Here is a 26,901-nt window from a genome sequence, read left to right as displayed (position 1 = left end):
TCGATCGGTGAAGCCAGTCATGCGAACCCCCCGGCTGCGGCGCCGCACCGCCGCCTTCTCCGCCGGCCACTCCTGTGTGGACGTCTACCAGGGCGCCGTCGCCGCGCTCGTGCCCTTCCTCGTGGCGGAGCGCGCCTACGGGTACGCCGCCGCCTCCGGCATCGTGCTGGCCGCCTCGCTGCTCTCCTCCGTGGTCCAGCCGCTCTTCGGGATGCTGACCGACCGGCACCCGATGCCCTGGCTGATACCGCTGGCCACGGCCGCCGCCGGGACCGGTATCGCGCTCGTGGGCCTGGACGCCGGCTACGCGGCGACGGTGGCCGCCGTGGCCCTCTCCGGGCTGGGCGTGGCCGCCTACCACCCGGCGGCCGCCCGGATGGTCCGCGCCACGGCGGGCGGGGGCGGGCACACCGCGATGAGCTGGTTCGCCCTGGGCGGCAACATCGGCTTCGCCTGCGCTCCCCTGCTGGTCGCCGGAGCCCTGGCGGTGCCCGGACCGGCCGGCTGGTGGCTCCTGGCACTCCCCGCCGCACTCGGCGTCCTGCTGAGCCGGCCGCCCGCCCGGACGGGAGCGGCCGGCGCCCGCGCGGACCAGCCGCAAGCACCGCCCCCGGGCGCCCCGGAGGAGAACCGGCCGGCCTTCCTGCGGCTGTCCCTGATCGTGATCGTCCGGTCCGTCGTCTTCACCGGCCTCAGCACCTTCGTCGCCCTGTACGCGGGCGAGCGCGGCGGCGGTGGGACAGCGGGCGCCGTGGCCCTGTTCGCGCTCTTCGCGGGCAGCGCCGGGGGCACCCTGCTCGGCGGCCGGCTGGCCGGGCGCTGGGGCCGGACGACCACCGTCCGCCGGGCCTACGCCGCCGCCGTGCCCGCCGTGGCCGGGATCCTCTTCCTGCCGCTCCCCCTGGTGTACCTCTGTGCGGCGCTGGCCGCGGTCGCGCTGTACGTGCCCTTCTCCCTCCAGGTCACCCTGGGCCAGGACTACCTCCCCACGCGCATCGGCACGGCCAGCGGGGTCACCCTCGGCCTCACCGTCAGCGTCGGCGGCCTGGCGAGCCCGCTCATCGGCACCGTCGCGGACGCCGCCTCGCTGCGCACCGCGCTGCTCCCGCTGGCCGTCCTGCCCGTGCTCGCCTGGGCGCTGGCCCGGCGCCTGCCGGAACCCGCAGCGCAGCCCGCACCGCGGACCGTGGCCACGGCGAAACCGGCCGCCTGAACCCGCCGACTGGAGACCGCCCCGGACCGTTTGCGTCCCTCACCCGTAACCGATCGGAGCCGGGAGGGGTTAACAACCGGTCGCTATGAGGGGGTTCGGATGGTGCAGCAGGACACGAGGCCCCTCCGGCCACGCCTTCGGTACCGGTTCGACAACCTGGTGGCCGGGGGCACCACCGCGCTCATCGGCTGGTTCGCGCTGGCCTGCCTGGCCGTCGTGGTCCCGGCGAGCACGGTCCTCGTCTGGGCCGACCGGTCCTCCCCGGCGACCCTCCCGGGCCGGCTCACCGCCGTGTGGGTGAGCGTCGGCCAGACGCTCAAGATCGGGGGCGCGGTCGGCTCCCCCCTCTACGTCCTCGCCTCGGTGACGCTCGCCCTGGTCGCCCTGCTGTTCGTGTCCACGCTGGTCAGCCTGATCACCACCGGCATCAACGAGCGCGTCCTGCAACTGCGCCGCGGTCACTCCACCGTCCTGGAGGCCGGGCACACGGTCGTACTGGGTTGGTCCTACCAGGTCTTTCCCGTGGTCGGGGAACTGGTGGCGGCCAACGCCAACCAGCGCCGGTCGGCCATCGCCGTCCTGGCCCCCAAGGACAAGGTCGAGATGGAGGAGGAGATCGCGACCAGTGTCCCCGACACCGGCAGGACGAGGATCATCTGCCGCAACGGGACGACCACCGACCCGGTCGTGCTGGCCAGGGTGAGTCCGCAGACCGCGAAGGCCGTGCTCGTCCTGCCGCCCGACGGGGAGGAGGGCGACGCCCACGTGGTGAAGACGCTGCTCGCCCTCGGAGCGGCCGTCCCCCCTGCCGGTGACGCGGTGGTGGTCGCCGCCGTCCGTGACACCCGCAACCACGTCACCGCCCGGCTGGCCGCCGGGCCCGGCGGGCACGTCCTGTGCGTGGACGACATCGTCGCCCGGCTCCTCGTCCAGACCGCGCTGCAGCCCGGACTCTCGCTGGTGTACCAGGAGTTGCTGGACTTCGCGGGCGACGAGTTCTACACCGCCGACGTCGGGGGCCTCGCGGGGCGCACCTTCGGCGAGGCCCTGCTGTCGTTCGCCACCTCCTCGGTGGTCGGCCTGCTGCGCGCCGACGGCACGGTCGCGCTCAACCCGGACCCCGGCACGACGATCGACCCGACCGAGCGGATCCTCCTCGTCTCGCAGGACGACGACACGGCCGTCCAGGCGGACGCGGCGTCCTGTGTCGACGCGGAGGCGATCGTCACGGCCCCGCCCAGGGCCCCGCTCGCCGAACGCCTGCTCCTGCTCGGCTGGAACCGCCGCGCCCCGCTGATGGTGCAGCAGCTCGACGAGTACGTGGGCCCCGAAACCACCCTGGACGTCGTCGCCCTCGGCGACGACACGACCCTGTACGGCGCCCGCGGGCTGGCAGCCGCGCGCACCCGGCTCAAAGTGACCTTCCGCAGCGGAGACATCACCGATCCCGCGGTTCTGGACAAGCTGGACGTGCCCTCGTACGACAGCGTGATCGTCATCGGGGAGACGGACCGGACGCCCACGGCCTCCCCCGCCGCGGCGCCGGACGCGCCCACCGGCTCCGGGACGGACGACAGGACGCTGGTCACGCTGCTGCACCTGCGGGCCATCGGGGAGGCCGCGCACAGGGAGCTGGCGCTCACCACCGAGATGGCCGACGACGGCAACCGGTTGCTCGCGCCCGTCCGGGAGGGCGCCGACTTCATCGTCAGCGGCCGCCTGATCAGCCTCCTCATGACCCAGATCTCGGAGAGCCGCCATCTGGCCGGGGTCTTCGAGGAGTTGTTCCGGGCCGAGGGCAACGAGCTGTACTTGAGGCCCGTAACGGATTACGTCCGGACCGATCGCGAGGTCACCTTCGCCACGCTCGTGGAGTCGGCCCGCCGCCGCCGGGAATGCGCGGTCGGCTACCGGCTGCGCGCGCAGGCCGCCACCGGCCCCGCCTACGGCGTACGGATCAACCCCGACAAGCGGCAGCGGCTCCGCTTCACCGACGAGGACTGGCTGATCGTGCTGGCCGAGAGCTGAGCCGGGCCGGGCCGGCCGTTCCCCCCGCGGGTCACGGCCGGCGCGGCCGGGTGGCGCTCACGGCGCCGAGTGGACCTCCAGGGCGGTCCGTACCGCGGATTCCAGGGCGCCTTCGATCCACGCCGGCTTGATGGAGGTGTGGCACCCGGCGAAGTGCAGGCTGCCCTCGGCCTTGCGGACGTGGGGGAAGAGCTCGGTGTGCTGGCCGGGCAGCAGTACGGAGGCCTCGCCGTAGGCGTACGGGTCACGCATCCAGGACTGGGTGCGTCCGACGCCGGTGTAGAACACCTCGATCCGCTGCCCGAACACCGCCTGCATCCCGGCGAGCGCGCGCGGGTAGCGCTCCGCGTCGTCCAGGGAGTCCCACTTCAGGGCGTCGTCCGACCAGCTGTAGGAGGCGAGGACCACGCCACCGCTGCTGCCCTCGACGGGGTAGGAGGGCTGGAACATGAAGCGGTTCGGGTTGTCGGTCGCCGAGCCGCCGCCGATCACCCGGGCCGCCTCGGGCTGGTCACGGGTGACGGGGCGGCAGGCGGCGTAGTGGGCGCGCTGGGCCGGGGAGATGTGCCCCTCGGGCACGGAGGGGTGGGCGCCCAGCAGGCTCCCGTCCTCCGGGGTCCGCGCGGTCTGGTAGCTGCGGTGCAGGCCGGGCTTGACCGCCTCCAGTTCGCGCTTCCAGTCGGCCTCGTCGAACTCCCACCAGCGGCGGCTGAACTCCAGCAGCACCTTGGTGGCCGCGTCGTAGTGCATTTCGGTGATCGCGCGCCGCTTGCCGTACGAGAGCGCGGGCGCGACCGGGATGTGGCGCAGTCCGGAGAAGGGCACGGTGATGATCGCGGTGTCGCCGGTGAAGGTCTCGCGCTCCACGGGACCGTCGCGGCCCTCGGAGACGGTCTCGACGCTGACCTGGCCCTCGCCGTGCGTGATGCGGGTCGCGCGGCGGTCGAGCCGTACGAGGTCGTCGACGCGGGCATAGAGCGCGTCGACCAGTGTGGCGGTGCCGCCGGGCAGTTCGAAGAAGGCCGTGTCGGGGCTGATCAGCGAGGCACCGATGAAGCTGTGCACGAAGGCGAGGTGCAGCCGGGAGGTGAGGTTCTCGACGGTGCCGATCAGGTCGATCGTGCGCTCGTCGAGCTTCGCCTCCTCGGTCAGGTAGCGGAACATCGACATGTGGCCGTAGCGCTGGATGACGCGCGCCCAGCCCTCGACGAGCTCCCGGTCCTTCTTCCCCTCGATCTCCTTGCGGACGGGGGCGAAGGCGTTGCGCACGATCTGCGCGGCGGTCAGGGACTCGTAGGCGGCCGGGACCCCGAAGGAGCGGTTGAGGGTCTGCGGGTTGCTCGCGTAGTCGGCGCGGCGGACGCGGACGCCGTTGACGTGGATCCAGGTGCGGTACGCGGGGTGGCCGGCCGCGTCGACGTCGACGAGGTGGAAGCGCCTGCGCTTCAGGCCGAGACCGTCGATCAGACCGGTGACCAGCGGGTGGCTGTCGGGGATGCGCATCGCGCCGGCCTCGGCGTACTGCTTGGGGTCGGCGAAGGGGGCGGGGGACCGCTCGTGCCCGCCGGTGCGGAAGGTCTTGATCCGGCCGCCCACCCGGTTCGCGTTGGCCTCGATGACGGTGACCTTGTGCCCGGCCTCGCGCAGCAGGTGGGCGGCGGTGAGCCCGGCGGGCCCGGCACCGACGATCAGCACCTTCTTGGCGGGGCGGCGGGAGCGCGGCAGGCCGTTCTTCAGGAGGACGTCCGCGTAGCGCGGCACCAGGGGCTGGTCCTCGTCGTCCCGCACGAGGACGGCCCGGGCGATGCCGAGGCAGGTCTCCCAGTCGGCGCCCGCGGCGCCCGCCGGGGCCTTCACGGTCCCGGCGGACGCGGCGGCGACGGTGAGCGCACCGGCGCCCGCCACCGCGGCGACGCCCGCGCCGGCGATGACGGTACGGCGCGACGGGCGGCGGGCGGGCTCCGGGGTGGGCTCGTCGGAGGGGTCGGGCGCGGCGCCGGGCATCGGGTCAGAGTCGATGATCATGGAGCAACTTTCGCTGCCCCCAAGGCCCTTGAACGCCGAAAGGTGCCTGGGCGCCGAACAATCACCCGGACGTGCGGCAGGACCGCCCGCCGCTGACGAACTGGGGTTCGCCCGCCCCTCCTTCCCGCGCGTCAGGAAGTGGAAGCCTCCCGCGTCAGGAAGTGGAAGCCGGGGTGCGGATGCATCAGGAAGTCGTGGTGCGAGATGTTCCACGCGTAGGCACCTGCGAGCCCGAAGGCCACCCGGTCGCCGGCCCGCAGGCCCGGCGCGGGCACGTCGCGGGCCAGCAGGTCCTTGGGGGTGCAGAGCTGCCCGGTCAGGGTGACCCGCTCCGCACCGGCGGCCGGCCGGGGCCAGGGGTGCGGCCACTCGTCCACGGGAACGACGCTGCAGGGCTGGTCGTGGCCCTTGGTGGCCGGCGTGCGCATGTGATGGGTGCCGCCGCGGACCACGGCGAACTCCTCACCGTGACTGTGCTTCACGTCCAGCACCTCCGTGGCGTACCAGCCGCAGTACGCGGTCACCGCGCGCCCCGGCTCGATCCGCAGGGTGAGGTCCGGATGCGCGTCCGCGAGCCGGCCGAGGCCCGCCCCGTACGCCTCCCAGTCGAAGCGGCGCTCCGGGGCCGCGTAGTCGACGCTCATGCCGCCGCCCACGTTGACCTCGGCGATCCGGATCCGGTGCCGGGCACCGAGGTCGGCCGCCCAGGTCACGACGGACCCGGCGACCGCGAGCTGCTGCTGCGCGTCGAGGCCGCTGGCCAGGTGGGCGTGCACGCCCAGCAGTTCGAGTTGCGGGTAGGTGCCGTCGGTGAGCAGGCGGACGGCCGTGTCGGCCTCCGCCGGGTCGAGTCCGAAGGGGGTCGCACGGCCTCCCATGGTCAGCGAGCTGCCTTCGAGGGAGGCGGCCGCCAGCGGGAGGTTGAAGCGGAGCAGCACCCCGGGGCGGTACGGGCGGGCGGACGCGGCGGGGACGGTGCGGGCGGCGAGGGCGGCCAGCATCCGCAGCTCGTGCAGGCTTTCGACGTGGAAGCGCTCCACGCCCAGTTCGAGGGCGGTCGTGAGCTCGGCGGGGGTCTTGCCGGGGCCGCTGAAGGCCAGCGGGCGGCCCGGGACCGCCTTGGCCACGTGGGCGAGTTCGCCGCCGGAGGAGACCTCGTAGCCGTCGACGTACGGGCCGAGGGCGGCCAGGATCTCCGCCTCCGGGTTGGCCTTGGCGGCGTAGTACAGCTCGACCCACTCCGGGAGGGCGGCCCGCACGGCGGCGGCGTGCTCGCGCAGCGCCGTCAGGTCGTAGAGGTAGGCGGGCAGCTCGGCCTGGCCGAGGGAGAGCAGGCGCTCGCGCACCGCGGGCGTCGGGGTGGTCATCGGGCGCTCCGGGTGTGGTGGTGGTCGTGATCGCCGTCGGCCTGCTGCTCCAGCACCTGGGAGAGCACGTCCTCGGCGAGCGGGGAGGCGAGCCGGACGTAGCCGGCGTCGCGGTCGGCCTTGCGCTCCCAGCGGGTGAGCAGGTTGGCCTTGGCGGGCAGCGGCACCCCGGCGAGCAGGGCGGCCAGGCGCGGCGGGCAGCCGTGCCGGTCGGCGTACGCCTGGAGGGTGGCGCGGACCTGGGCCCACAGGGCGGCCTCGGACTGCGGGTGCAGGTCGGCGAGTGCGGCGAGCGCCTCGGCGATGTGGTTGACGAACAGGCAGTAGACGACCCGGTCCCAGCCGCGCTGGGCGTCGTAGGTCATCGGTCCCGCGACCTCGGCCGGCAGGGACGCAAGGAGGTCCGCGTGCTGCTCGGGGACCAGCTTGGTGCCCTCCAGGTCGCGGAAGAGGACCTGGGCGGGCATGCCCTCCTCGTCGACGCAGACCACGACGTTCTGCAGGTGCGGTTCGAGGACGAGCCCGTGGTCGAAGTACGCGGCCAGGACGGGCGGTACGAGCAGCTTCAGGTACGCCGCCCACCAGTCGAGGGCGGCCTGCGCCGATCCGCCGGAGGCGCCGAGGAGGCGGGAGACGTGACCCGGTCCGGTGGGGTACTCGTCGGCGACGGCCGCGGCGAGCAGCGGGGTGGTGCCGGGCATGAGCCGGGCGAGCAGGCCCTCCCGGACGATCACGCCGAAGCCTTCGAGGAGCGAGCGGTCGGGGGCGCCGTCGGGACCGGGCAGGGCGATGCTGCGGTAGCCGGGCTCGCGGAGCATGGCGGTGCCGGGGAAGCGGGTCTCCAGGTCGGCGAGGACCGGGGCGAGCAGGCGGGTCAGGGCGACCGCGCCGGACAGTTCGTAACTCGCGTTCTTGCGAAGGCAGTTGGTGATGCGGATGTTGAGGCTGAACTTGAGGAAGGTGTCCCCGTCGTACAGCGTGCGGACGGAGGCGGTGGCGGCGAAGGGCTTGCCGCCGACGCCCAGGTCCAGGATGTCGCCGCGGTCGAACGCCGCGCGCAGCTCCGGGTGTTCGCTCAGCATCTCGTACTGCCACGGGTGCGCGGGCAGCAGCCGGTAGCCCTCGGGCACGTCGGCGCGGAGCCGGTCGAGCACCTCGACGGCTCCCTCGGCGGCGGTCTCCTGCGCGATCAGGTGCTCGCGGACGGCGAGGTGGCGCAGCTGGAAGGAGGCACCGGTCTCGGGCGCGTACGCGAGCCAGGAGGCGGTGTCGCCGGTACGGGCCTTGGGGGTGGGGTGGAAGCGGTGGCCGAAGACGAGGGACTGCTCGGACTCCAGGTAGGCGGCGAGCCCGTCGCCGTCCCCGACCACGGTGTCCGAGGCCGGCCGACCGGCGCGTACGGTGAGCGCGGCCGAGACGGCCTGGTGGCTGGAGGCGACCTGCTCCAGGAACTCCTCGTTGTGCACGTCGGTCCGCAGGGCCAGCTCGTCCTGGACGTACTCGGCGAGACGGCGCCAGTCCAGTTCCGCCCAGCCCCCGTCCCGCTGCTCCCGCACCGGTCCCGTGAACCGGTGCGCGCCCAGCAGCGACGTGCGGCGCAGGGCTGCGCGCAGCAGTACCCCGCGGCGCGGCAGCCACAGCAGCAGGTGCCCGTCCGCGACGGCGGTCTGGTGTTCCGGACCGGACAGCTCGCGCAGCAGGCAGTTGAGGAGGGTGTGGGCGACCACCTCGTCGGCCGTGGGCAGCCCGGCCGCGGCGGCGCGGGGGGCGACGGCGGCGCAGGGTGCGGCGGAGGCGGTACCGAGGGCATCGGTCAGAGACATCAACGGCTCCAGCGGGTGCGGAGAGAGCGGGGGGAGCGGAGGGTGCGGGCGGAGCGGGGCCCGGCGGCCGGCAGGACGGTCGCGCAGACCGTGACCAGCGCCACCGCGGTACCGGTCAGCACGGGCGCGGTGGGCCCGTACAGGCTGTTGCCCGCGGCGGCGGCCAGGCCGGCGACGACCGCACCGGCCTTGGAGAAGAACTCGATCGAGCCGAACAGCCCGCCGGGGGCACGGCCCTTGGCGCAGTCGGAGGCCATCACGGAGAGGCAGACGAGACCGAGGGTGAGGCCGGCGCCCAGCAGGATCCGGACGGCCACCAGGGCGGCGAGCGAGTGGGCCAGCCCGTGTCCGGCCAGCCCGAGGGCTATGCAGGCGAAACCGAGCGCCACGCCCAGGCGGGGGCGCCGGTGGAAGGCCGAGTGCACCCACATGGCGGCGGCGAGGTAGCACAGGTGGGGCAGGGCGAAGAGGACGCCGGAGACCACCGGGGAGGTTCCGGGGAGCCGCTCCTCGATGAGGGAGATCAGGTACGGGAAGGAGATGACCGTGGAGAAGACGAAGGCGAACTCCAGGGCGTACAGGCCGTGCAGCGAGATGACGCGCTCGGTGCGGGCGGCCTCGGCCCGAGGCGCCGCCGCCGCCGCGCCGCCGTCGGCCGGTCGGCCGGCCGCGGGGGTACGGGGCTGCGCCTTCACGCCGCGTGACTCGGGCAGCGCGGCGATCAGCAGCGCGGCCGTCAGCGGCAGGACGGCGAGCAGGGCGTACTGGCGGTGCGGGGACAGCCAGGGCGACAGGCCGCCCACCACGATCGGGGCGAAGACGAGGGCGGCGCGGGCCGCGCCCTGCATCAGGGTCAGGGCGCGGGACAGGTCCGGGCCCTCCAGCCCGGCGCCCAGGTAGCCGTTGGAGGCGGCGAAGGTGCCGCCGAGGATGCCCTGGAGCACCAGGGCCAGGGTGAAGGTGGCGATCGAGTCGGCCCAGCCGGCCAGCAGGAAGGAGGCGGCCAGGCCCAACTGGGCGCGCAGCAGCAGGCGCTTGCGGCCGAAGCGGTCGGCGAGCCGCCCCCACAGGGGGGCGCCGACGGCCGCGAAGACGGTCGGGACGATGTAGAGCACGCCGGCCCAGCCGGCGTCGCGGTCGCCGAGTCCCGGGAGGATCTCGGTGAGGAAGGGCGGCAGGCCGAGCGCGGCGAAGGAGGCCACGAAGTAGCATCCGGCGACCGCGTGCACCTGCCTGCGGCCGAGGGCCGGCCGGGTCTCCGGCACGGCCGGGCCGCTCTCGGGCATGGCCGGGCCGCTCTCGGGCACGGCCGAAACGACCTGGGCTGCCGGAGCGGCCGGAGTTACTGTGGCCGCCGGAGCGGCTGTTGCTGCGGGAGCTACTGTGGCCGCCGGAGCGGCTGTTGCTGCCGGAGCTACTGTCACGGCCGGAGCCGCCGGTGCGGCCATCGGGGAGGCCGTCCCGCGGCGCCGGTCCGGGGGTGCGCTCGCGCTCATGGGGAACCCTCCACTCTGCGCAGGTAGTTGGGGCCGGTCGTGTAGTGCTTGTTGATGTCGGCGGCGCCCGAGCGCTCCTTGCTGAGCAGGCTTCCGGCGCTCACCATCGCCTTGACGGGGAGCTGCGCGGCGTCCAGGACCTGGGCGCGCAGCGTGGCGCCGGGCTCACCGGGTCCGGTGCCGAGCCGTTCGACGGCCTCGGCCAGCCGGTCGCGTACGAGGTCCAGCAGGGCCGCGGCCTCGGCGCGGCCGTGGCGCGCCAGCCCGAAGGCGTACGAACCGGCGCACAGGTGCAGGGTGATCGTGGTGAACATGTCGGTGAGCGGGCGGTCGTCGTCGCACAGGGCGCGGACGTCGTCGAAGCCGAGCGGGGCGTCGGCGCCGAGCGTCGCGCGGGCCCGGTCGGCGTTGACGCGCGGGCTGTCGTCGTCCTTGAGCAGCAGCCGTACGCGGGTGTCCCCGGCCGGACCGCGGTCGAGCACGAGGGAGATGTTCTGCTGGTGCGACTCCAGGGCGATGCCGTAGCCGAACAGGGTCGTCTGCCAGTCGAGGAGCAGCCGCAGGTAGGCGTCGAGCAGGGCGATCGGGTCGCCGCCGTAGAACCGGTCGGCGAGGTGGTCGATCAGCAGCCGGCCGCCGGGGGCTTCGGCGAGCAGGGCCGCCAGCGGGGTGACGACGGCGTTTTCGAGACCGGCCGGGTAGCGGCGGCAGAGCGCGGCGAGGAGCTCGTGTCCGGCGTGGGCGTAGACGCTCTCGTCGGCGTGCAGGATCACGCCCTGGAACCGCGGTTCGCGTGCGATGACGGTTTCCAGCAGGCGCTGGCCCGCGGCCCCGTCGGCCAGGAAGCCGGGCCGGATGATCCGGCGGTTGCGCAGTCCCAGGGTGGCGGTGGCCATGGGGACCTTGATGTGCAGGGTGGGATCGGCGGTGACGGCGACCGTACGCATGGACAGCGTGGGGACGACGTCGAGGTACGGGCGCTCGGCCAGGACGGCCCGGCCGGCCAGGCCCGCCGCGCTCAGGGCCTCGCGCAGGGGCGCGCCGACGGTGAGCGGGTGGACGGGCAGCGCGAGGTGGCTGTGGTCGAGCTCGGGCAGGCCGAGCGCGGCCGGGGTGGGCCAGGCGGCGGGCAGCGCGGCCGGACCGCCGGCCACGGTGAGGTCCTGCTGCGGCACGGCGATCCAGCGCAGCGCGAAGTGCGGGTGGAACTCGGGCGCGTAGGCGCGCAGTTGATCCTCGTCAAGGCCGGAGCGGCCGCGTGCGGTGGGGTACACCGGGTGGTCGAGGCGCGCGGCCAGGGTGTCGTAGGCGAGTCCGCCCGCGAGACCGGTCCAGTCGGCGGGGTCGGCGCCGCGGGTGGCGGCGAGGGTGCCGGAGGTCAGGGCGGCGGCGACCTCGTCCGCGGTGTCGGCGTGCAGCCGCATGGTGGCGAGGGTCTGGCGGCACTCCTCGGCGAAGGCGTCGAAACCGCCCCGGTCGACCGGGTCGGCGAGGGCGCTCAGGGCGCCCAGGACCTCGTCGTGGGTGGTCAGTTCGCGGCCGTCCGACTCCCGGGCGATCAGCGGCAGCCGGGCGGCGTACACGCTCTGGTAGCCGTCCTCGACGACCGGGAGGAGCAGGGCGTCGCCGTCCTCGGCGGGCAGCCGCAGCCAGCGGCCGTCCGCGCGGTCGACGGCGGTGGTGCGGGTGCGCAGGCCGACGACGTCCTCGCGCAGGAGCGCGCCGAGGACGCGGAGCAGCAGTTGCGCCTCGGTGGTGTCGGCGGGCGTGGCGCGGTGCGGGGCGGCCTGCGGGACGATCTGCGGGGTGGCGGCGGCCGGGGCGGTCGTGGTCACGGGGTGAACTCCCACCGCTGGGCCGCGAGGTACTCGGCGGCGACCCGCTCCACGGTCCCCTGGTCCGGCCCGATCGCCCGCAGCACTCCGATGTAGTCGCGGTTGGTGTGGTAAACCTCGTGCCGCTCCCCCACCTCGCGCAGCGGCCGGTACGCCAGTTCCACGCCGTCCACGGTGAGGTCGGCGGCCTCGGGGGCGGCCCTGAGCGTGCCGGCGCTCTGCGCGCAGGGGTAGTCGACGACGGCGGCGCCGTCCGTACGCGCGCCCAGGTCGGCGGGGAGCGGCTGCCCCAGGTGGGTGCGCAGGACGTGCTCGAAGAGCGGGATGTCCAGCAGCCGGGTCAGGAGCAGGTCCATCTGGTCGCCGATGGCCCGGTAGTTGACCTCGATGATGCGGGCGCGCCCCTCGTGCACGACGAATTCGGTGTGGCAGACGCCGAATCCCACGCCGAGGGCGTCGAGCTGGGCGAGGACCTGCTCCACCACCGGTTCCGGGTGGTGCGGCGTGTAGACCAGCCGCTCCTCGATGAAGTACGGGGGTGCGGACAGCCGGGTGTGGAAACCGCTCAGGACGTGGCGGACGTGTCCGTCGCCGAGGGTCTCCAGGGTGTACAGCTCGCCGGCCAGGTACTCCTCGATCACCAGGTGCACGTGGGGCCGCCGGGTCTGGATCTCCTTGCAGCGCAGGACGAGTTCCTCGGGCCCGTCCACCAGCACCACGTCCTCGCTGGCCACGCCCTCGCGGGGCTTGACCACGCAGGGGTAGGGCACGTCGAGGGCGGTGAGTCCGGCCGGATCCTGGCCGGCGGCCAGTTCCGTGGACCACACCGTGTCGAGTCCGCTCGCGGCGAGGTGACGGCGCATCTGGGCCTTGTCCTTGACGCGCAGCGCGGTCCGCCAGTCCTTGGCGGGCAGGCCGAAGTAGTCGGCGGCCAGGGCCGCCTGGGTCTGGAGGTGATCGCTGTTGGTGAACACCGCGTCAGGCGTGTGGTGGGTGGATATCCGGCTGATGACCGCGCGGAAGTCGCGGACGTCGCACTCCAGGACCTCGATGTCCGAGCCTGCGACGCGGCGGTGCGCCTCGGGCTGGTCGGTGAGGACGGTGACGTCGAGGCCGAGTCGGGCCGCGGCGGGGAGGAACCCCTCGGTGACCGAATCGGTGGGGTTGAGTGCGAGCAGGTACAACCGCATGGGCTGAGCCCCTTCCGAGTCCTGGGCAGTGGGGGGTGGTGGCGCAAATGTTTTCCGGCACGCCTCAGCGCCGACGGATTCCGATACCCGCCGGCCACGTCAGCTTAGGTTAGCCAACCCTTAGCCTCAACTGGCCTCACGGCATGAGACCGGACGTGCGGCATGATCATAGATCATTGGGTTAAGGTAAGGCTTACCTACTCTCCCGTACCGGAGTTTTCGTGTCGCAGATGATCGAGAACCGATGACCGCACGTCAGCGCATCGCGTCGCCCGAACGGCCCGCTCAGGACGCCACCGCCGTGCTCGCACGCACGTACGCCCGCCTCACGGCCGTCTGCGACGTGCTGGACGTACGGGTGGCGACCGCCGACGCGCGCCCCGGACGCTGGGTCAACGGCGCGGAATTGACGGATCCGGCCACGGAGCAGCACGCCCTGAACGCCTTCATCGCCGCCGAGGCCGCCCGCATCCGGGCCGGCCACGGGCACGATCCGCGCCCCGACGTCGCCGCCTCGCGCGCCCTGCACGACTACCTCTGGTCCGTCAGCCTCCTGATGAGCGGCGCCTGGTACCTGGAGCGGCGCGTCCCGCGCGTCCGCCCGCGCGAGGTGCGCGCGGACCTGTCGACGGGCACGTACGAAATCGTTCCGGGGGCCGGGTTCGCGTGCCTGCCCGGCGACCCGGCGGCGCACCTGCCGGGCGTCCGGGTGGTGGCCGACGAGGAGGCGCTGCGCGCCGAGTTGCGCGCGGCCGTCGCCGACCACGTGCGGCCGCTGCTGGCCGCGTTCGGGCCGCGGGTCCGGCGCCGGGACCACGCCCTGTGGGGCATGGTCACCGACGACCTGGTCTCCGGCGTCTGGTACCTCGGGCGCACCCTGGGGCAGGAGGAGCACGGGGTGCGGGAGGCGACCGAGTTGCTCCCGACCGCCATCGCGCCCTTCCCGGGCGGCGCCGACTTCCGGCGCCTCGCCGACCGCCGGGGCAACCCGCACCCGACCCGCACCCGGCTGGGCTGCTGCATGTACTACACCCTCGACTCCGCCCGGGCCTGCGCGACCTGCCCGCGCACCTGCGACGCGGAGCGGCTGCGCCGGATCGAGGGCGAGGGCTGAGCGGGCCCCGCACCCAGAGCCCCCTCTCCCCCATGGCGCCAAAAGCCAAAAGACCGGCCCCGGGGGGGGGGGGGGGGAGGGAGGGGGGGGGGGGGTGGAGGGGGGGGGGGGAGGGGCCCCCACACCAAAACCCCCCCCCCCCCCCCCCCCCCACCCCCCACCCCCCCCCCCCCTCCCCCCCCCCCACCCCCCCCCCCCCCGGGACCGGTCCGTTGGGGGTGGGAGCGCCGCCTACTTGGCGGGGTCCACCTGGAAGGCCTTCGCCAGGTCGTCGAGGACCACGTCGGCACCCTGGAGGGAGACCGAGGTCATCCAGATGGAGTCGTCGACCTCGTGCACCTGGTTCTTCTGGACCGCGTTCAGGCGCTGCCACAGCGGGTTGGCGAGGAACTTCTTCTTGCGCTCGTCGCCGCCCGAGAAGGTGGTCATGAAGATGTGGTCACCATCGGCCTGCTGGATCTGCTCTTCGCTGATCTCGATGTTGAACTTCGACTCGTCGCGCTGGTTCTCCGGCCGCGTCAGACCCATGTCGTTCAGGATGATGCCGCTGAAGGTCTTGGGCAGGTAGATGCGCGTCGGACCGTCGACGAAGCGGACGACCGAGAAGGTGGGCTTGCCGTTGGCGCCGCCGCCCTTGGCGTTGATCGCGTCACCGATCTTCTTGGCGCGCGTCTGGTAGGCCGTCAGCTTGGCCGCGGCCTTCTCCTCCTGGCCCAGGGCCTCACCGAGGAAGGTGATGTTCTCCTTCCAGATCGGGCCGGTGGTCTTGACGAACACGGTCGGCGCGATCTGGCTCAGCCGGTCGTAGAAGTCGGCGTGGCGCACGGTGGCCGAAACGATGAGGTCGGGCTTGAGGGCCGCGATCGCTTCGAGGTTGGGGCTGTCGAGCGGGCCGACGTCCTTGGTGTCCTTCACCGCGTCACCGAGGTAGGCCGGGAAGCCCTTCTGGTCACGGTACGATCCGATACCGCCGACCAGCGGCGCGTCGAGCGCGACGACCGCCTCGACCAGGCTGTTGTCCAGCGCCACCACGCGCTTGGGCTTGGCCTTGATCTCGGTCTTGCCCTTGTCGTGGGTGACGGTGCGGGGGAAGCCGGCCGACTCGGCGGCGGACGGCTTCGACGACTCGGCGGCCGGCTTCTTGTCATCGCTGCTGCCGCCGCAGGCGGCCAGCGAGAGGGCCAGGGCTGCCGTGAGGACGGCAGACGCGAACCGGCCCGAGCGGCGTCGCTGAGTGAAGGTGTTCATCAGTTCTCAGTTCTCCAGAGGGAACAGTTGTTCTTAGGTAAGGCTTGCCTGAGTAAACGCGTTGTGAAGAGTAGCTGCTCTTCGTGGCCAAATCCAGACGGGGGGTGCGGGGGAATTTCGGTTAGGCATCCCTTACCTTGTGTGAGTGTCTCTGAAGCCCGTCACCGCCGGCGCCGCCGCGGTCCACGCCCCAGCCGTTCCACCACCTCCACGAGTCCTCTCCCGAACCCTGGTGCTCACGGCGCTGTTTGCGACCGTGGCCGTCATGGTCTGCGCCTCCCTGGCGATCGGCACCAAGTCCGTGCCGCTCTCCGACGTCCTGGCCGCGATAACCGGCAGTGACGCCGGCGACGCCGTGGTGGTCCGTGAACTGCGCATGCCCCGCACCTTCCTGGGGCTGCTCGTCGGCCTCGCGCTGGGCGCCGCGGGCGCCGTGGCCCAGGACATCACCCGCAATCCGCTCGGCGACCCCGGCCTGATCGGCATCAGCGCGGGCGGCTCGTTCGCGGTCGCCGCGAGCATCGGCATGCTGGGGCTGACCAGTTCGTACCAGTACATCTGGTTCGCCTTCCTCGGCGGAGCGCTGGCCGGTCTCGTCGCCTACGCCGTCGGCGGCACCGGCTACGGCGGCGCCACCCCGGCCAAACTGGCCCTGGCCGGAGCGGCCGTGACCGTACTGCTCGACGCGGGCACCAACACCCTGGTGCTCCTCGACGTACGCACCCTGGACCAGTACCGGTTCTGGGCGGTGGGCTCCCTGGCCGGCCGTGACACGCAACTGGGCATGGAACTGCTGCCGTTCGTCGTCGTCGGACTCGCCCTCGCCATCGGGCTGAGCGGCCGGCTCAACGCGCTCGCGCTCGGCGACGACGTGGCCAGCTCGCTCGGTACCCCGGTCAAGTCCACCCGCGCCCTCGGCGCGCTGGCGGTGGTCCTGCTCACCGGCGCGGCCGTCGCCGCGGCCGGTCCCGTGACCTTCATCGGCCTGGTCGTCCCGCACGTCGTACGGGCCTTCACCGGGCCCGACGCCCGCTGGCTGGTGCCCTGTTCCGCGCTGGGCGGGGCCTCGCTGATGCTCGCCGCCGACGTGGTGGGCCGGATGGTCGCCCGGCCCGGAGAGCTGGAGGCGGGCGTGGTGACCGCGCTGCTCGGCGCACCGTTCCTCGCGCTGCTCGTCAAGCGCGGCAAGCTCAAGGAGCACACCCGATGAGCCGCGTGAAGACCGCGCGGCGCCTGCGGTTCGAAGTCGGTCCCGTCGGCGTGGCCGTGCCGCCCCGGGTCGCGTTCATCGTGCTCGCCCTCGTCCTGACCGGGTTCGCCGGGCTGATCGCCTCGGTCTCGCTGGGCACGTTCGCCATCCCCGTCGGCGACGTACTGGGCTCCGTGCTGGGGACCGGCTCCGGCGCCGCCGACCTGATCGTCCATCAACTGCGGCTGCCGCGCGCCCTCACGGCGCTGCTGGTGGGGGCCGCGTTCGGGCTGGCCGGCGCGGTGTTCCAGGCCGTCACCCGCAACCCGCTCGCCAGCCCGGACCTGATCGGCATCGCGGCCGGCGCCGGGGCGGGCGCGGTCGGCGCCATCCTCATCGGCGGAGTCACCGCGGCGGGCGCCGGCACCTTCGGGGCGGTCCCGTTCGGGGCCCTCGCCGGCGCCCTGCTGACCTCCGTCGTCATCTACCTGCTGGCGTACCGGGACGGCACCATCACCGGCTACCGCTTCGTCCTCGTCGGCCTCGCCGCGAACGGCGCCCTGATCGCCCTGACCCGCTGGATGCTCGCCCGCGCCGACATCGACCAGGCCTCCCGCGCCATGGTGTGGCTGACCGGCAGCCTCAACGGCCGCGGCTACGAACACGTCCAGTGGGCCGGGCTGGCGCTGGCGGTGCTCCTGCCGCTGACCCTCGCGCTGGCGCGCCCGTACCAGCTGCTCCAGTACGACGACGACACCGCGCGGAGCCTCGGCATCCCCCTGCGGCACGCACGGATCGCGCTGTTGATCCTCGCCACGTGCCTCACCGCGCTGGCCACGTCGGCGGCCGGGCCGATCTCCTTCATCGCCCTGGGCGCCCCGCAGATCGCCCGGCGGCTCACCGGCACCGCGGGCATCCCGCTCGTCACCAGTGCGCTGACCGGAGCGGTGCTGCTCATCCTCGCCGACCTGGGCTCCCGGCTCGTCCTCGCCCCGACCGAACTGCCCGTCGGCGTCCTCACCGGCGTCGTGGGCGCCCCGTACCTGCTGCTACTCCTCGCCCGTACCAACCGGGCCGGAAAGGGAGGCTGACATGACCGCCCCGCTGACCGAGACCCCGCCCGCCGGCGTCTCGTCCACCGCCCTGCGCGCGGACGGGCTGCGCCTGGGCTACGGCGACCGGATCGTCTCCGAGGACCTCGACCTCGACATCCCGGCCGGCAAGGTGACCGCGCTCGTCGGGCCGAACGCCTGCGGCAAGTCCACCGCGCTGCGGGCGCTGGCCCGGCTGCTCAAGCCGGCCGGCGGCGCCGTCCACCTGGACGGCGAGGACATCGCCGGCCTGTCCGCGCGGGAGTTCGCCCTGCGGCTCGCCCTGCTGCCGCAGACCCCCAGCGCGCCGGACGGGATCTCCGTACGCGACCTGGTGGCCCGCGGCCGCACCCCGCACCAGCGGTGGTGGCGCCAGTGGTCCTCCTCCGACGAGGCCGCGGTGGACGCCGCCCTGGCGGCGACGGGTTCGGCGGAACTGGCGAGCCGGTCCATCGACGAGCTGTCGGGCGGACAGCGCCAGCGCGTCTGGATCGCGATGGCGCTGGCCCAGCACACGCCGGCCCTGCTGCTGGACGAGCCGACGACGTACCTGGACCTCGCCCATCAGGTCGACGTGCTCGAACTCGTCGCGGACCTCAACCGCACCGAGGGCCGCACGGTGATCATGGTCCTGCACGAGCTCAACCTGGCCTGCCGCTACGCCGGGCACCTCATCGCCATGCGCGACGGCCGGGTGATCGCCGCCGGCCCGCCGTCCGAGATCGTCACTCCGGACCTGGTCCACGAGGTCTTCGGCCTCCGGGCGGCGGTCATCGAATGCCCGGTCGCCGGCACCCCGTTGGTCATCCCGATGGGCGGGCGCCGCGCCGACATCGTCTGACCCCCCGCCGGGGACGGAGGACCTGAACCGGTTCCGGTAGGCGGTCGGGGTCGTGTCGAGCGTGCGCCGGAACGCCCGGATCAGGGTGTCGGTGGTGTTGAACCCGCAGGTGGAGGCGATGCGTTCGAGGGTGGCGTCCGTGGACTCCAGCTGGTTGCGCGCCTTCGGGCGCGGGGGGGCGGGACCGGGCGGGCCGGAGCGCCTCCCCCGTTCATCCCGTCTGGACGCACGCCGGGCGCACGCGGGGCGCACGCGGGGCGCACGGCAGCGTTCGGCGGAGCACGAGCCGGTTGCCGGCGGGGGTTGAACTCTCGCATTGTGGCGGACGGCGACGAGGATCCGCGGCTACGAGATCGGTACTCCCGGCTTGAGGAACAGCAGGCCGGCGATGCTCCCGTCAGGGTGGAAGGTCACGCGGAACTCCCCTGGCCCGCGTTCCATGCGCAGGGGCACGTTGACGACGGTGAACTCGCCGAACGCGACGTCTTGCGGGTCACCGTGTGACCGGTAGCGCCCGAACTCGTCCTGGTAGGTCTCCCAGGCCTCCGCGAGGGCGTCCGGGGGCAGCAGCTTCGCAAGCCTCGGATCGAAGTGGGCCGTGGCCGCGGTGTAGGTGCCGTTCACGATGGCGTCGAGCGCCTGAAGGGTGATCCGGTCGTACCGGCTCTGAGCCGGGGCGAGCGGCGCGGCCGGGGCGGCGACCGTCTGGGTTTGCGCCTGGGCCGGGGCCGCGGCCGCGGCGAAGCCGGTGAGGGGGAGCACGGCGCCGGCTGCCAGTGCGGCTGCGGCCGCCGCCTGTGCCAGGTGCCGTTTGCTGCCGAGTAGGTGGGCTTGGTCAGGCATGAGCACCACGACTTTCTCCAGCGTGGCGGGTCGTCCGGGCATATCCATCGTGCCCACGACGCCGGGCGGCCGCCACAGCGGCCAGCCGCCCCTCCCGTGGCGCCATATGACTTGCCGTGGCGCCACGATGGTGCCATGCTTGCGCTATGGACCTCACCCCCTACGTTGACAACCTGCGGCACGAACTCGGCGTGGCCGCCGAAGCCGGCGGCAGCGAGGCACTCGCCCTGGCCGAGCGGCTCACCGCCCAGCTCGAATCGGCCGCCCGGCTCACCCTGCTGAATGCCCTGTCCGATGCGATGGACGAGGTCACCCGCGACCTGGCGCCGGGGTCGGTCCACGTACGACTGCGTGGGCTGGACCCGGAGTTCGTGGTCACGGCCCCGCCCGCCGCGGAGACCTTCGACGCCCCGGCGCCGCCGCAGGCGCCCACGCCCGCGCCGACGGCCCCGGTGGACATCGAGGACGGTGGCGCCACCTCCCGCATCAACTTCCGCCCGCCCGCCCAGCTCAAGGTCCGGGTCGAAGAGGCCGCCGGCCGCGAGGGGCTCTCGGTCAACGCGTGGCTCGTCCGGGCCGTCGCCGCCGCCCTGGAATCCACGGCGGACCGCGGGGCGGGCGGCACGGGCCGCGCGTCCGCAGCCGGGCAGGGTTCCACCGGCCGGACGCCCGCGGCCGGGCAGGGGTTCACCGGCTGGGTGCGGTAGCCCCACCCGCGCTGCCTCCGTACCCACCGCCACAGCATCCACAGCATCCACAGCCCTCAGCCAAAGGACGGCTCAGCCATGCCTACTTTCGCCACCCCCGAGCCCGTCTCCGCCACCGTTGAATTCGATTTCGGGCGGTTCCGGATCGTCGCCAGCAAGCGCACCGACACCGTGGTCGAGGTGACCCCGAGCGACCCCGGCAACAAGCAGGACGTACTGGCCGCCGAGGACACCAAGGTCACCTGCGCGGGCGGGGCCCTCGTCGTCAAGGGCCCCAAGAAGCGCTCGCCCTTCGGCAAGATCGGCTCGGTGGACGTGACCGTCGAACTGCCCGCGGGCTCGGACCTGAAGGGCACCACCGGCCTCGGCGACTTCATCGGCGAGGGACGGTTCGGCAACTGCGACGTCACGACGGCCACCGGCGACATCCAACTGGAGGAGGCCGCGGCCGTACGGCTGAAGACCACGCACGGGGACGTCCTCGTGGACCGTGCGACGGGTGAGGTCGAGATCCACGGGTCGGGGCGGGTTCGGGTCGGCCGGGCCGACGGCACGGCCACCATCAAGAACCTCAACGGCGAGACCGCGATCGGGGAGATCCGGGGAGACCTGACGGTCCGCTCGTCCAACGGGCCGATCAGCGTCCTGCACGCGGACTCCTCCGTCACGGCCAAGTCCGCGAGCGGCTCCATTCGGCTCGCCTCGGTGGTCCGCGGGCGGATCACCTTGGAGACGGCGGCCGGCGGGCTGGAGATCGGCATCGCCGAGGGGTCAGCGGCCTGGCTGGACGTACGGTCCACCGCTGGGCGGGTCCGCAATGAGCTCGGGGCGGCGCAGGGCCCCGAGGAGTCCGAGGAGACGGTCGAGGTGCGCGGCCGCACCAGCGCCGGCGACATCGTGATCCGCCGCGCCTGATCGCCGCGCCTGATCCGCCGCACCTGATCCGCCGGGCCGGGGAGCGCACCTCCTCGTACCCGCCCGAGCCCACAAGATGGCACCACCATGGCGCCCCCGTACTGGTACCCACCGGCACGGGGGCGCTTTGCGTGGGCGGACATGCCCGCAGGTCAGGCGGTACAGCGCAGCACACGATGCAAGAGTGGCGCCATTTTCCCTGGCGATGGCGCCATCCATGTGCCATCATGGAGACACGAGCACGGCACTGGCCCCGAACATGGCGCCAAGACTGCGCCACCCTCGCCATGGCCGGTCTGCCCGGCCCACCGGCCTCCGCTTCGCCTCCGCCCCGGACTTCCCGAACAGAAGGGCCCGCCCACCATGAACACCGCGACCCAGGTGTCCACCCCCACGCGAGCAGCCGCGATCTCCGCGACCGGCCTGCGCAAGTCGTACGGCGACAAGGTCGTGCTGGACGGGATCGACCTCCGGATCCCCGAGGGCACCGTCTTCGCCCTGCTCGGCCCCAACGGCGCCGGCAAGACCACCACCGTGGAGATCCTCTCCACGCTGATCACGGCCGACGGCGGCGAGGCGCGGATCGCGGGCCACGACCTGGCCACCGACGCCGCGTCCGTACGCCACCAGATCGGCGTCACCGGACAGTTCGCCGCCGTCGACGGACTGCTCACCGCCGAGGAGAACCTGCTCCTCATGGCCGACCTGCACCACCTGGGCAAGCGCGAGGGCCGCCGCCGCGCCGCCGACCTCCTGGGACGGTTCGAGCTGACGGAGGCCGCCCGTAAGAACGTGGCCACCTTCTCCGGAGGCATGCGCCGCAAGCTCGACCTGGCGATGACCCTGGTCGGCCGGCCGCGGATCATCTTCCTCGACGAGCCGACCACCGGCCTTGACCCGCGCAGCCGCCGCGTCATGTGGGAGCTGATCCGGGACCTGGTCGCGGATCAGGGCGTGACCATCTTCCTCACCACGCAGTACCTGGAGGAGGCCGACCAACTCGCCGACCGCATCGCGGTGCTGGACCACGGCAAGCTGGTCGCCGAAGGCACCGCCGACGAGCTGAAGCGCAGGATCCCCGGAGGCCACGTCCGCCTCCGGTTCGCCGACGAGGCCCACTTCGTCACGGCGGCCGGCGTCTTCGGCGTCGCCACCCGCGACGACGAGTCGCTCACCCTGCGGATCCCCAGCGACGGCTCCGTCGCCGATCTCCGCGCCGTCCTCGACGTCCTCGACACCACCGGGGTGCAGGCCGAGTCGCTCACCGTGCACACGCCCGACCTCGACGACGTCTTCCTCACCCTCACGGGCCGGCAGAACGCCCCCGCCCCCACCGCTACCTCCGCGACCGCCCAGAAGGAGTCGAACCGATGAGCACCGTCACCCTCGCCCCCGCCCCCGCCGCGTCCCCCAAGCCGAGCCGCTCGTACGCGCTGCGCGACTCGATGACGATGCTGCGCCGCAACCTCAAGCACATGCTGCGCTACCCGTCGATGACGGTCATGATCGTCATGATGCCGATCGTGATGCTGCTGCTCTTCGTGTACGTATTCGGCGGCGCCCTCGGCACCGGCATCGGAGCGGGCCCCAGCCGCGGCGACTACACCAACTACGTGGTGCCCGGGATCATCCTGATGGCCGTGACCTCCGGCGCCATCACGACCGCCATCTCCGTCTGCACCGACATGACGGAAGGCATCGTCAACCGCTTCCGTACGATGTCGATCTCGCGCGGATCCATCCTCACCGGCCATGTGTTCGCCAGCGTCATCCAGGCCGCGGCGATCCTCGTGCTGATCATCGGCGCCTCCTTCGCGGTGGGCTTCCGCCCCGACGCCTCGCCCGTGGAGTGGATCGCCGCCATCGGCCTGCTCCTCTTCCTCTCCTTCGGCCTGAGCTGGATGACCGCCGCGATGGGCCTGGGCGCCAAGACCATCGAGGCCGCGTCCAACGCCCCGATGCCGCTGACCTTCCTGCCCTTCCTCGGCAGCGCGGTCGTCACCCCGGAGTCCATGCCGACGGTTCTGCGCTGGTTCGCCGAGTACCAGCCCTTCACGCCGATCAACGAGACCCTGCGCGGCCTGCTGCTCGGCACGCCGATCGGCCACGACGGCTGGCTCGCCCTCGCCTGGTGCGCCGGGCTCGCCCTGGTCGGGTACCTGCGCTCGCGCGCCGTCTTCAACCGCCAGGTCACGCGCTGACCGTCACGCGGTGCGCCCGGCGGAACGGGCAGGCGAAGCAGGGGCGGCCCCGGATCCACCGGGAGCCGCCCCTCAGTCGTCCCTCCTGTCAGCCCGGGAGGTCTCGGGGGCTGCGAGCGAGGCCTGGCGCGCCCTGTCCTGACGAGGCCCCGCGACCAGGCCTACGCGACGAGCCCACGCGCGGGGCGCGCCGGTCTCAGGTCTCGGTCGCCGCCGGGCGCATCGCCGCCAGCGCGTTCAGCGTCAGCTCCAGGGCGAACGGGTAGCCGCTGTCCCGCATGTCGGCGGCGAGCAGCGGGAACACGGCGGCGATGTGCGGGTGGGTGTCGGCCGACAGCCTGCCGTAGACCGCGTTCCAGACCGCCTCGTCCGCCTCCCGCGCGGCCTTCGGCAGCGCGAGCGCGGCGGCGTCCTGGGCGGCGAACGCCAGCGCCTGGTCGACGAACGCGTGGTAGGCGCGGACGGCGAGCGGGTCCGGGAAGCCCGCCGAGCGCAGGATGCCGACGATGCGCTCGACGGCCCGGGTCTCGTGGAGGCGTCCCGTGGTGCGGTAGGCGCCGAGGACGGCGGCCTGCGGGTGGGAGAGGTAGCAGGCGTGGATCCGCAGGCCCATCGACCGTAGGTCCTCCCGCCAGTCCCCGGTGGGCTCCCAGCCCTCCTGGGCCCTGCCGATCAGTTCGTCCGCGAGGGCGAGGAGCAGGGCGTCGGTGTTGCGGAAGTAGCGGTAGAGCGCGCTCGGGTCGGCGCCGAGCGCGGCGCCCAGTCTCCGTACGGAGAGCGCTTCGGCGCCGTGCTGGGCCACCAGACGCAGCGCCGTCTCGACGATGAGCTGCTCCGAGAGGACGGCGCCCTGCTTGGTGGGTCTGCGGCGCCGGCGTCCGCCTTCGGGGATGACGCGTTCGGACATGGCCGGGACGTTACGTCAACACCATTGACGTGTAAAGGGCCTTGCCGCTTCCATGACGCCCACCCCCCGTCGCCTCACGCTCTGGAGCTTTCGAATGGCCGAAGCCGATCTGGTCTTCACCCGCGGCCCCGTCTACACGGTGGACCCGGCCCGTACCCGGGCGACCTCGCTCGCCGTCATCGGCGACAGGATCGCGGCCGTCGGCCACGACGAGGTACGGGACCTCGTGGGGCCCGGCACCGAGGTGGTCGACCTGACGGGGAAGCTGCTGCTCCCCGGCTTCCAGGACGCCCACATGCACCCGGTCTTCGCCGGGGCGGAACTGGCCGAGTGCGACCTGACCGAGACCGTCGGCGTGGACGACTACCTCGCTCTGGTCCGCGCGTACGCGGACGCGCACCCCGACCGCGAGTGGATCACCGGCGGCGGCTGGTCGATGGAGAGCTTCGAGGGGGGACTGCCGACCCGGCAGCTGCTCGACTCCGTCGTCCCGGACCGTCCGGTCCTGCTGTCCAACCGTGACCACCACGGCGCCTGGGCCAACACCCGGGCCCTGGAACTCGCCGGGGTCACGGCCGCCACTCCCGATCCCGCCGACGGCCGGATCGAGCGCGAGCCGGACGGCACTCCCAGCGGCATGCTCCAGGAGGGTGCCACCTCGCTGGTCGGCCGGCTGCTGCCGACGAGCACGCCGGCGGAACTCCTCGCCGGGCTGCTCCGGGCCCAGAAGCTGCTGCACTCCCTCGGCATCACGGGCTGGCAGGACGCCATGCTCGGCGACCTCAACGGCCGGCCCGACCCCTCGGACGCGTACATGAGCGCCGCGGCGGACGGCTCGCTCACCGCCCGCGTGACCGGGGCGCTCTGGTGGGACCGGGCACGGGGCGCCGAGCAGATCCCCGAGCTGGTGGCCCGCCGCGAGAAGCTGCGGGCCGGACGGTTCCGCGCCACCTCGGTGAAGATCATGCAGGACGGTGTGGCGGAGAACTTCACCGCCGCCATGACCTCCCCCTATCTGGACGGCTGCGGCTGCGCCACCGGCAACAGCGGTCTGAGTTTCGTCGAGCCCGGAGCGCTGCGCGGATACGTGACGGAGCTCGACGCGCTCGGCTTCCAGGTGCACTTCCACGCCCTCGGCGACCGGGCCGTGCGCGAGGCCCTGGACGCGATCGAGTCGGCGGTGACGGCCAACGGACACCGCGGCAACCGGCACCACCTCGCCCATCTCCAGGTCGTCCACCCCGAGGACCTCTCCCGCTTCGCCCGGCTCGGCGCCCTGGCCAACATCCAGCCCCTGTGGGCGGCCCATGAACCCCAGATGGACGATCTGACCATCCCGTTCCTGGGTCCGGAGCGCGCCGCCTGGCAGTACCCGTTCGGCGATTTGGTGCGCGCGGGCGCGACCCTCGTCGCTGGCAGCGACTGGCCGGTGAGCAGCCCCGATCCGCTGGCGGGCCTGCACGTGGCCGTGAACCGCCGGGATCCCGAGGCCGGCCACGACCGGGTCTTCTACCCCGAGCAGCGGCTCGACCTGCCGACCGCGCTGGCCGCCTACACCGCCGGGGCCGCCCACGTGAACGGTCACGACGACGCGGGCAGCCTGCGGGCCGGCAACCTCGCGGACCTCGTCGTCCTGGACCGCGACATCCTCACGGCGCCCGCGGAGGAGATCGCGCAGGCCCGGGTGGAGCGGACCTATGTCGGCGGCCGGCTCGTCTACGCGGGCTGAGCCGGCCGCACCGATGACGCCCGAACGTCGAGACGGGTCGGGACGAGCGCCCCCGCCGTCCCCCGGTCGCCGTGTTCCAGGACCGCCACGAGTCTGTCGATCCCCGCCTCCGCGATCGCCTCGGGCCGCAGGCTCAGGGTCGTCACCGGCGGCGCGGTGTGCTCGGCGGTGACGTCCTCGCTCACACAGACGAGGAGCAGGTCGCCGGGGACCTCGTAGCCGAGCCGGCGTGCCGCGTCCAGGACGAGCGGCGGGCTCGCCTCGGCCACGACGAGGAGGGCGTCGGGCCGCGCCGAGCCGGCCGCCGGGTCGCCCGCGAGGGCGGTCTCGACGGCGCGGACGACGGGCCCGTTGCCCGGCGCCGGGGCGCGTACCACCCGTTCCGGCAGGCCGTGGGCGGCGCACCACTCCCGGTGCGCGGCGAACACCTCGGTGTGGAACCGGGTGGTGCTGTCCGGCACCACGAGGACGGGCCGCCGGGCCCCCTGCTCCCGCAGGTGGTCGAGGGCCCCTCGCACGGCGCCGCCCGCGTCCACGTCCACCCAGTACGCCCCGGGCCGTCCCTCGACGGAGCGGTCGCTGAACACGGGGATGCGTGCGGCGAGGAGGTCCTCGACGATCGGGTCGTCGGCGACGACCACCGCGTCGAGTGCCAGATCGGCCCACTCGCTCTGCAGGGAGCCGGTGGGCAGCAGCACCATGGCGTAGCCGCGTCGCAGCGACGTCGCCGCGGTGGCCGCGGTCAGCCGGGCGAAGTACGGCGACTCCAGGAAGGTCCAGGGGGCGTCGGCGAACTCCCCGACCACGTATCCGATCAATCTGGCCCGTCCCGCACGCAGCCGGCGCGCGGTGGCGTTGGGCCGGTAGCCCATTCTGCGCGCGGTCTCGCGGGCCCTCTCCCGGACTTCGGGAGAGAGCCTTCCGGTGCCGTTCAGTGCCGCCGAGACGGTTGTCTTGGACAGGCCCGCCTCGCGGGCCACGTCGACGAGGCGCACGCGTGGGAGGGGCGGCGAGGGCTGCCCGCCGTGCGGGGAGGCTTCGGTCATGCGACCGATGCTGCCACCCTCGCGACCTTTGCAAAACCGTTCCCGCACGGCCTTGTGCGGGAACGTTCCCGCATCAATACTCGCTCCATCCCA

21 protein-coding genes and 1 pseudogene are annotated in these 26,901 nt (G+C 73.4%); 11 read left to right on the top strand and 11 right to left on the bottom strand.

Annotated features, from left to right (window positions below; genetic code table 11):
• Window positions 1-19 precede the first annotated feature (19 nt).
• Together AC07DU_RS12445 and AC07DU_RS12440 are read left to right on the top strand one after the other, a co-directional pair.
• Complete coding sequence (locus AC07DU_RS12445; RefSeq protein ID WP_479111063.1) at window positions 20-1,213, top strand: MFS transporter; 1,194 nt, start codon at window positions 20-22, stop codon at window positions 1,211-1,213.
• Window positions 1,214-1,312: 99 nt separating this feature from the next.
• A complete protein-coding gene (locus AC07DU_RS12440) occupies window positions 1,313-3,241 on the top strand; it encodes a CASTOR/POLLUX-related putative ion channel (RefSeq protein ID WP_479111061.1) in 1,929 nt (642 codons plus the stop codon).
• Between the two features lie 57 nt (window positions 3,242-3,298).
• Here AC07DU_RS12440 and AC07DU_RS12435 read toward each other — a convergent pair whose 3' ends face one another.
• The 6 genes from AC07DU_RS12435 to AC07DU_RS12410 all read right to left on the bottom strand — a co-directional run bounded on the left by AC07DU_RS12435 (window position 3,299) and on the right by AC07DU_RS12410 (window position 12,977).
• Entirely contained in the window at window positions 3,299-5,245 is a 1,947-nt protein-coding gene (locus AC07DU_RS12435; protein ID WP_479111163.1) for a flavin monoamine oxidase family protein, read from the bottom strand.
• A 152-nt stretch (window positions 5,246-5,397) separates the two neighbouring features.
• Window positions 5,398-6,633 carry a type III PLP-dependent enzyme gene (locus AC07DU_RS12430; RefSeq protein WP_479111059.1) on the bottom strand — a complete coding sequence of 412 codons (1,236 nt, stop codon included), beginning with the start codon at window positions 6,631-6,633 and terminating at the stop codon, window positions 5,398-5,400.
• Entirely contained in the window at window positions 6,630-8,459 is a 1,830-nt protein-coding gene (locus tag AC07DU_RS12425; RefSeq protein WP_479111057.1) for an IucA/IucC family protein, read from the bottom strand. Before AC07DU_RS12425 ends, AC07DU_RS12430 begins: the two co-directional genes overlap by 4 nt.
• The gene (locus tag AC07DU_RS12420) at window positions 8,456-9,742 is read right to left on the bottom strand and encodes an MFS transporter (protein WP_479111161.1); all 1,287 of its coding nucleotides are present in this window, start codon (window positions 9,740-9,742) and stop codon (window positions 8,456-8,458) included. Before AC07DU_RS12420 ends, AC07DU_RS12425 begins: the two co-directional genes overlap by 4 nt.
• 206 nt (window positions 9,743-9,948) lie before the next feature.
• A complete protein-coding gene (locus AC07DU_RS12415; RefSeq protein ID WP_479111055.1) occupies window positions 9,949-11,787 on the bottom strand; it encodes an IucA/IucC family protein in 1,839 nt (612 codons plus the stop codon).
• Entirely contained in the window at window positions 11,784-12,977 is a 1,194-nt protein-coding gene (locus tag AC07DU_RS12410) for an ATP-grasp domain-containing protein (protein WP_479111053.1), read from the bottom strand. The genes AC07DU_RS12415 and AC07DU_RS12410 overlap by 4 nt, the downstream gene beginning before the upstream one ends.
• A 244-nt stretch (window positions 12,978-13,221) precedes the next feature.
• Between AC07DU_RS12410 and AC07DU_RS12405 the strand changes: the two genes are divergently transcribed.
• Complete coding sequence (locus tag AC07DU_RS12405; RefSeq protein WP_479111051.1) at window positions 13,222-14,091, top strand: (2Fe-2S)-binding protein; 870 nt, start codon at window positions 13,222-13,224, stop codon at window positions 14,089-14,091.
• A 231-nt stretch (window positions 14,092-14,322) separates the two neighbouring features.
• Here AC07DU_RS12405 and AC07DU_RS12400 read toward each other — a convergent pair whose 3' ends face one another.
• A complete protein-coding gene (locus tag AC07DU_RS12400; RefSeq protein ID WP_360893827.1) occupies window positions 14,323-15,339 on the bottom strand; it encodes an ABC transporter substrate-binding protein in 1,017 nt (338 codons plus the stop codon).
• Between the two features lie 145 nt (window positions 15,340-15,484).
• On the opposite strand from AC07DU_RS12400, the gene AC07DU_RS12395 reads away from it, so the two are divergent.
• The 3 genes from AC07DU_RS12395 to AC07DU_RS12385 are packed head-to-tail and all read left to right on the top strand — an operon-like array spanning window position 15,485 to window position 18,460.
• Window positions 15,485-16,549: a FecCD family ABC transporter permease gene (locus AC07DU_RS12395; RefSeq protein ID WP_479111049.1), complete on the top strand. Its 1,065-nt coding sequence runs from the start codon at window positions 15,485-15,487 to the stop codon at window positions 16,547-16,549.
• Window positions 16,546-17,619 carry a FecCD family ABC transporter permease gene (locus AC07DU_RS12390; RefSeq protein ID WP_361952568.1) on the top strand — a complete coding sequence of 358 codons (1,074 nt, stop codon included), beginning with the start codon at window positions 16,546-16,548 and terminating at the stop codon, window positions 17,617-17,619. The genes AC07DU_RS12395 and AC07DU_RS12390 overlap by 4 nt, the downstream gene beginning before the upstream one ends.
• A gap of 1 nt (window position 17,620) precedes the next feature.
• A complete protein-coding gene (locus tag AC07DU_RS12385; RefSeq protein WP_479027444.1) occupies window positions 17,621-18,460 on the top strand; it encodes an ABC transporter ATP-binding protein in 840 nt (279 codons plus the stop codon).
• A 12-nt stretch (window positions 18,461-18,472) separates the two neighbouring features.
• Here the strand turns inward: AC07DU_RS12385 and AC07DU_RS12380 are convergent.
• Window positions 18,473-18,622 (bottom strand): annotated as a pseudogene (locus tag AC07DU_RS12380) (helix-turn-helix domain-containing protein); the annotation flags it as partial.
• A 183-nt stretch (window positions 18,623-18,805) separates the two neighbouring features.
• Window positions 18,806-19,345 carry a DUF3887 domain-containing protein gene (locus tag AC07DU_RS12375; protein ID WP_479111047.1) on the bottom strand — a complete coding sequence of 180 codons (540 nt, stop codon included), beginning with the start codon at window positions 19,343-19,345 and terminating at the stop codon, window positions 18,806-18,808.
• A 104-nt stretch (window positions 19,346-19,449) separates the two neighbouring features.
• On the opposite strand from AC07DU_RS12375, the gene AC07DU_RS12370 reads away from it, so the two are divergent.
• The 4 genes from AC07DU_RS12370 to AC07DU_RS12355 all read left to right on the top strand — a co-directional run bounded on the left by AC07DU_RS12370 (window position 19,450) and on the right by AC07DU_RS12355 (window position 23,126).
• Complete coding sequence (locus AC07DU_RS12370) at window positions 19,450-20,010, top strand: hypothetical protein (protein ID WP_479111045.1); 561 nt, start codon at window positions 19,450-19,452, stop codon at window positions 20,008-20,010.
• 78 nt (window positions 20,011-20,088) lie between these two features.
• The gene (locus AC07DU_RS12365; RefSeq protein WP_479111043.1) at window positions 20,089-20,925 is read left to right on the top strand and encodes a DUF4097 family beta strand repeat-containing protein; all 837 of its coding nucleotides are present in this window, start codon (window positions 20,089-20,091) and stop codon (window positions 20,923-20,925) included.
• A 363-nt stretch (window positions 20,926-21,288) separates the two neighbouring features.
• The gene (locus AC07DU_RS12360; protein WP_479111041.1) at window positions 21,289-22,299 is read left to right on the top strand and encodes an ATP-binding cassette domain-containing protein; all 1,011 of its coding nucleotides are present in this window, start codon (window positions 21,289-21,291) and stop codon (window positions 22,297-22,299) included.
• Window positions 22,296-23,126, top strand: coding sequence for an ABC transporter permease (locus AC07DU_RS12355; protein WP_360893856.1), 831 nt, complete (start codon window positions 22,296-22,298; stop codon window positions 23,124-23,126). Before AC07DU_RS12360 ends, AC07DU_RS12355 begins: the two co-directional genes overlap by 4 nt.
• Window positions 23,127-23,322: 196 nt before the next feature.
• Here AC07DU_RS12355 and AC07DU_RS12350 read toward each other — a convergent pair whose 3' ends face one another.
• Window positions 23,323-24,033 carry a TetR/AcrR family transcriptional regulator gene (locus tag AC07DU_RS12350; protein ID WP_479027457.1) on the bottom strand — a complete coding sequence of 237 codons (711 nt, stop codon included), beginning with the start codon at window positions 24,031-24,033 and terminating at the stop codon, window positions 23,323-23,325.
• 94 nt (window positions 24,034-24,127) lie between these two features.
• On the opposite strand from AC07DU_RS12350, the gene AC07DU_RS12345 reads away from it, so the two are divergent.
• Complete coding sequence (locus AC07DU_RS12345) at window positions 24,128-25,762, top strand: amidohydrolase (RefSeq protein ID WP_479111039.1); 1,635 nt, start codon at window positions 24,128-24,130, stop codon at window positions 25,760-25,762.
• On the opposite strand, the gene AC07DU_RS12340 is transcribed toward AC07DU_RS12345, so the two are convergent.
• Window positions 25,750-26,808 carry a LacI family DNA-binding transcriptional regulator gene (locus tag AC07DU_RS12340; RefSeq protein ID WP_479111037.1) on the bottom strand — a complete coding sequence of 353 codons (1,059 nt, stop codon included), beginning with the start codon at window positions 26,806-26,808 and terminating at the stop codon, window positions 25,750-25,752. The genes AC07DU_RS12345 and AC07DU_RS12340 overlap by 13 nt on opposite strands.
• Between the last annotated feature and the right edge of the window lie 93 nt (window positions 26,809-26,901).

This window comes from Streptomyces sp. NPDC045695, assembly GCF_056432025.1.
This window is presented reverse-complemented; position numbering and strand designations above follow the sequence as displayed.

Bases quoted from the DNA above. Each gene is read 5' to 3' on its own strand.
- AC07DU_RS12445 (WP_479111063.1), top strand. From the start codon at position 20: ATGCGAACCCCCCGGCTGCGGCGCCGCACCGCCGCCTTCTCCGCCGGC.
- AC07DU_RS12440 (WP_479111061.1), top strand. From the start codon at position 1,313: ATGGTGCAGCAGGACACGAGGCCCCTCCGGCCACGCCTTCGGTACCGG.
- AC07DU_RS12435 (WP_479111163.1), bottom strand. From the start codon at position 5,245: ATGCCCGGCGCCGCGCCCGACCCCTCCGACGAGCCCACCCCGGAGCCC.
- AC07DU_RS12430 (WP_479111059.1), bottom strand. From the start codon at position 6,633: ATGACCACCCCGACGCCCGCGGTGCGCGAGCGCCTGCTCTCCCTCGGC.
- AC07DU_RS12420 (WP_479111161.1), bottom strand. From the start codon at position 9,742: ATGCCCGAGAGCGGCCCGGCCGTGCCGGAGACCCGGCCGGCCCTCGGC.
- AC07DU_RS12410 (WP_479111053.1), bottom strand. From the start codon at position 12,977: ATGCGGTTGTACCTGCTCGCACTCAACCCCACCGATTCGGTCACCGAG.
- AC07DU_RS12405 (WP_479111051.1), top strand. From the start codon at position 13,222: ATGACCGCACGTCAGCGCATCGCGTCGCCCGAACGGCCCGCTCAGGAC.
- AC07DU_RS12400 (WP_360893827.1), bottom strand. From the start codon at position 15,339: ATGAACACCTTCACTCAGCGACGCCGCTCGGGCCGGTTCGCGTCTGCC.
- AC07DU_RS12390 (WP_361952568.1), top strand. From the start codon at position 16,546: ATGAGCCGCGTGAAGACCGCGCGGCGCCTGCGGTTCGAAGTCGGTCCC.
- AC07DU_RS12385 (WP_479027444.1), top strand. From the start codon at position 17,621: ATGACCGCCCCGCTGACCGAGACCCCGCCCGCCGGCGTCTCGTCCACC.
- AC07DU_RS12375 (WP_479111047.1), bottom strand. From the start codon at position 19,345: ATGCCCGGACGACCCGCCACGCTGGAGAAAGTCGTGGTGCTCATGCCT.
- AC07DU_RS12370 (WP_479111045.1), top strand. From the start codon at position 19,450: ATGGACCTCACCCCCTACGTTGACAACCTGCGGCACGAACTCGGCGTG.
- AC07DU_RS12365 (WP_479111043.1), top strand. From the start codon at position 20,089: ATGCCTACTTTCGCCACCCCCGAGCCCGTCTCCGCCACCGTTGAATTC.
- AC07DU_RS12360 (WP_479111041.1), top strand. From the start codon at position 21,289: ATGAACACCGCGACCCAGGTGTCCACCCCCACGCGAGCAGCCGCGATC.
- AC07DU_RS12355 (WP_360893856.1), top strand. From the start codon at position 22,296: ATGAGCACCGTCACCCTCGCCCCCGCCCCCGCCGCGTCCCCCAAGCCG.
- AC07DU_RS12350 (WP_479027457.1), bottom strand. From the start codon at position 24,033: ATGTCCGAACGCGTCATCCCCGAAGGCGGACGCCGGCGCCGCAGACCC.
- AC07DU_RS12345 (WP_479111039.1), top strand. From the start codon at position 24,128: ATGGCCGAAGCCGATCTGGTCTTCACCCGCGGCCCCGTCTACACGGTG.
- AC07DU_RS12340 (WP_479111037.1), bottom strand. From the start codon at position 26,808: ATGACCGAAGCCTCCCCGCACGGCGGGCAGCCCTCGCCGCCCCTCCCA.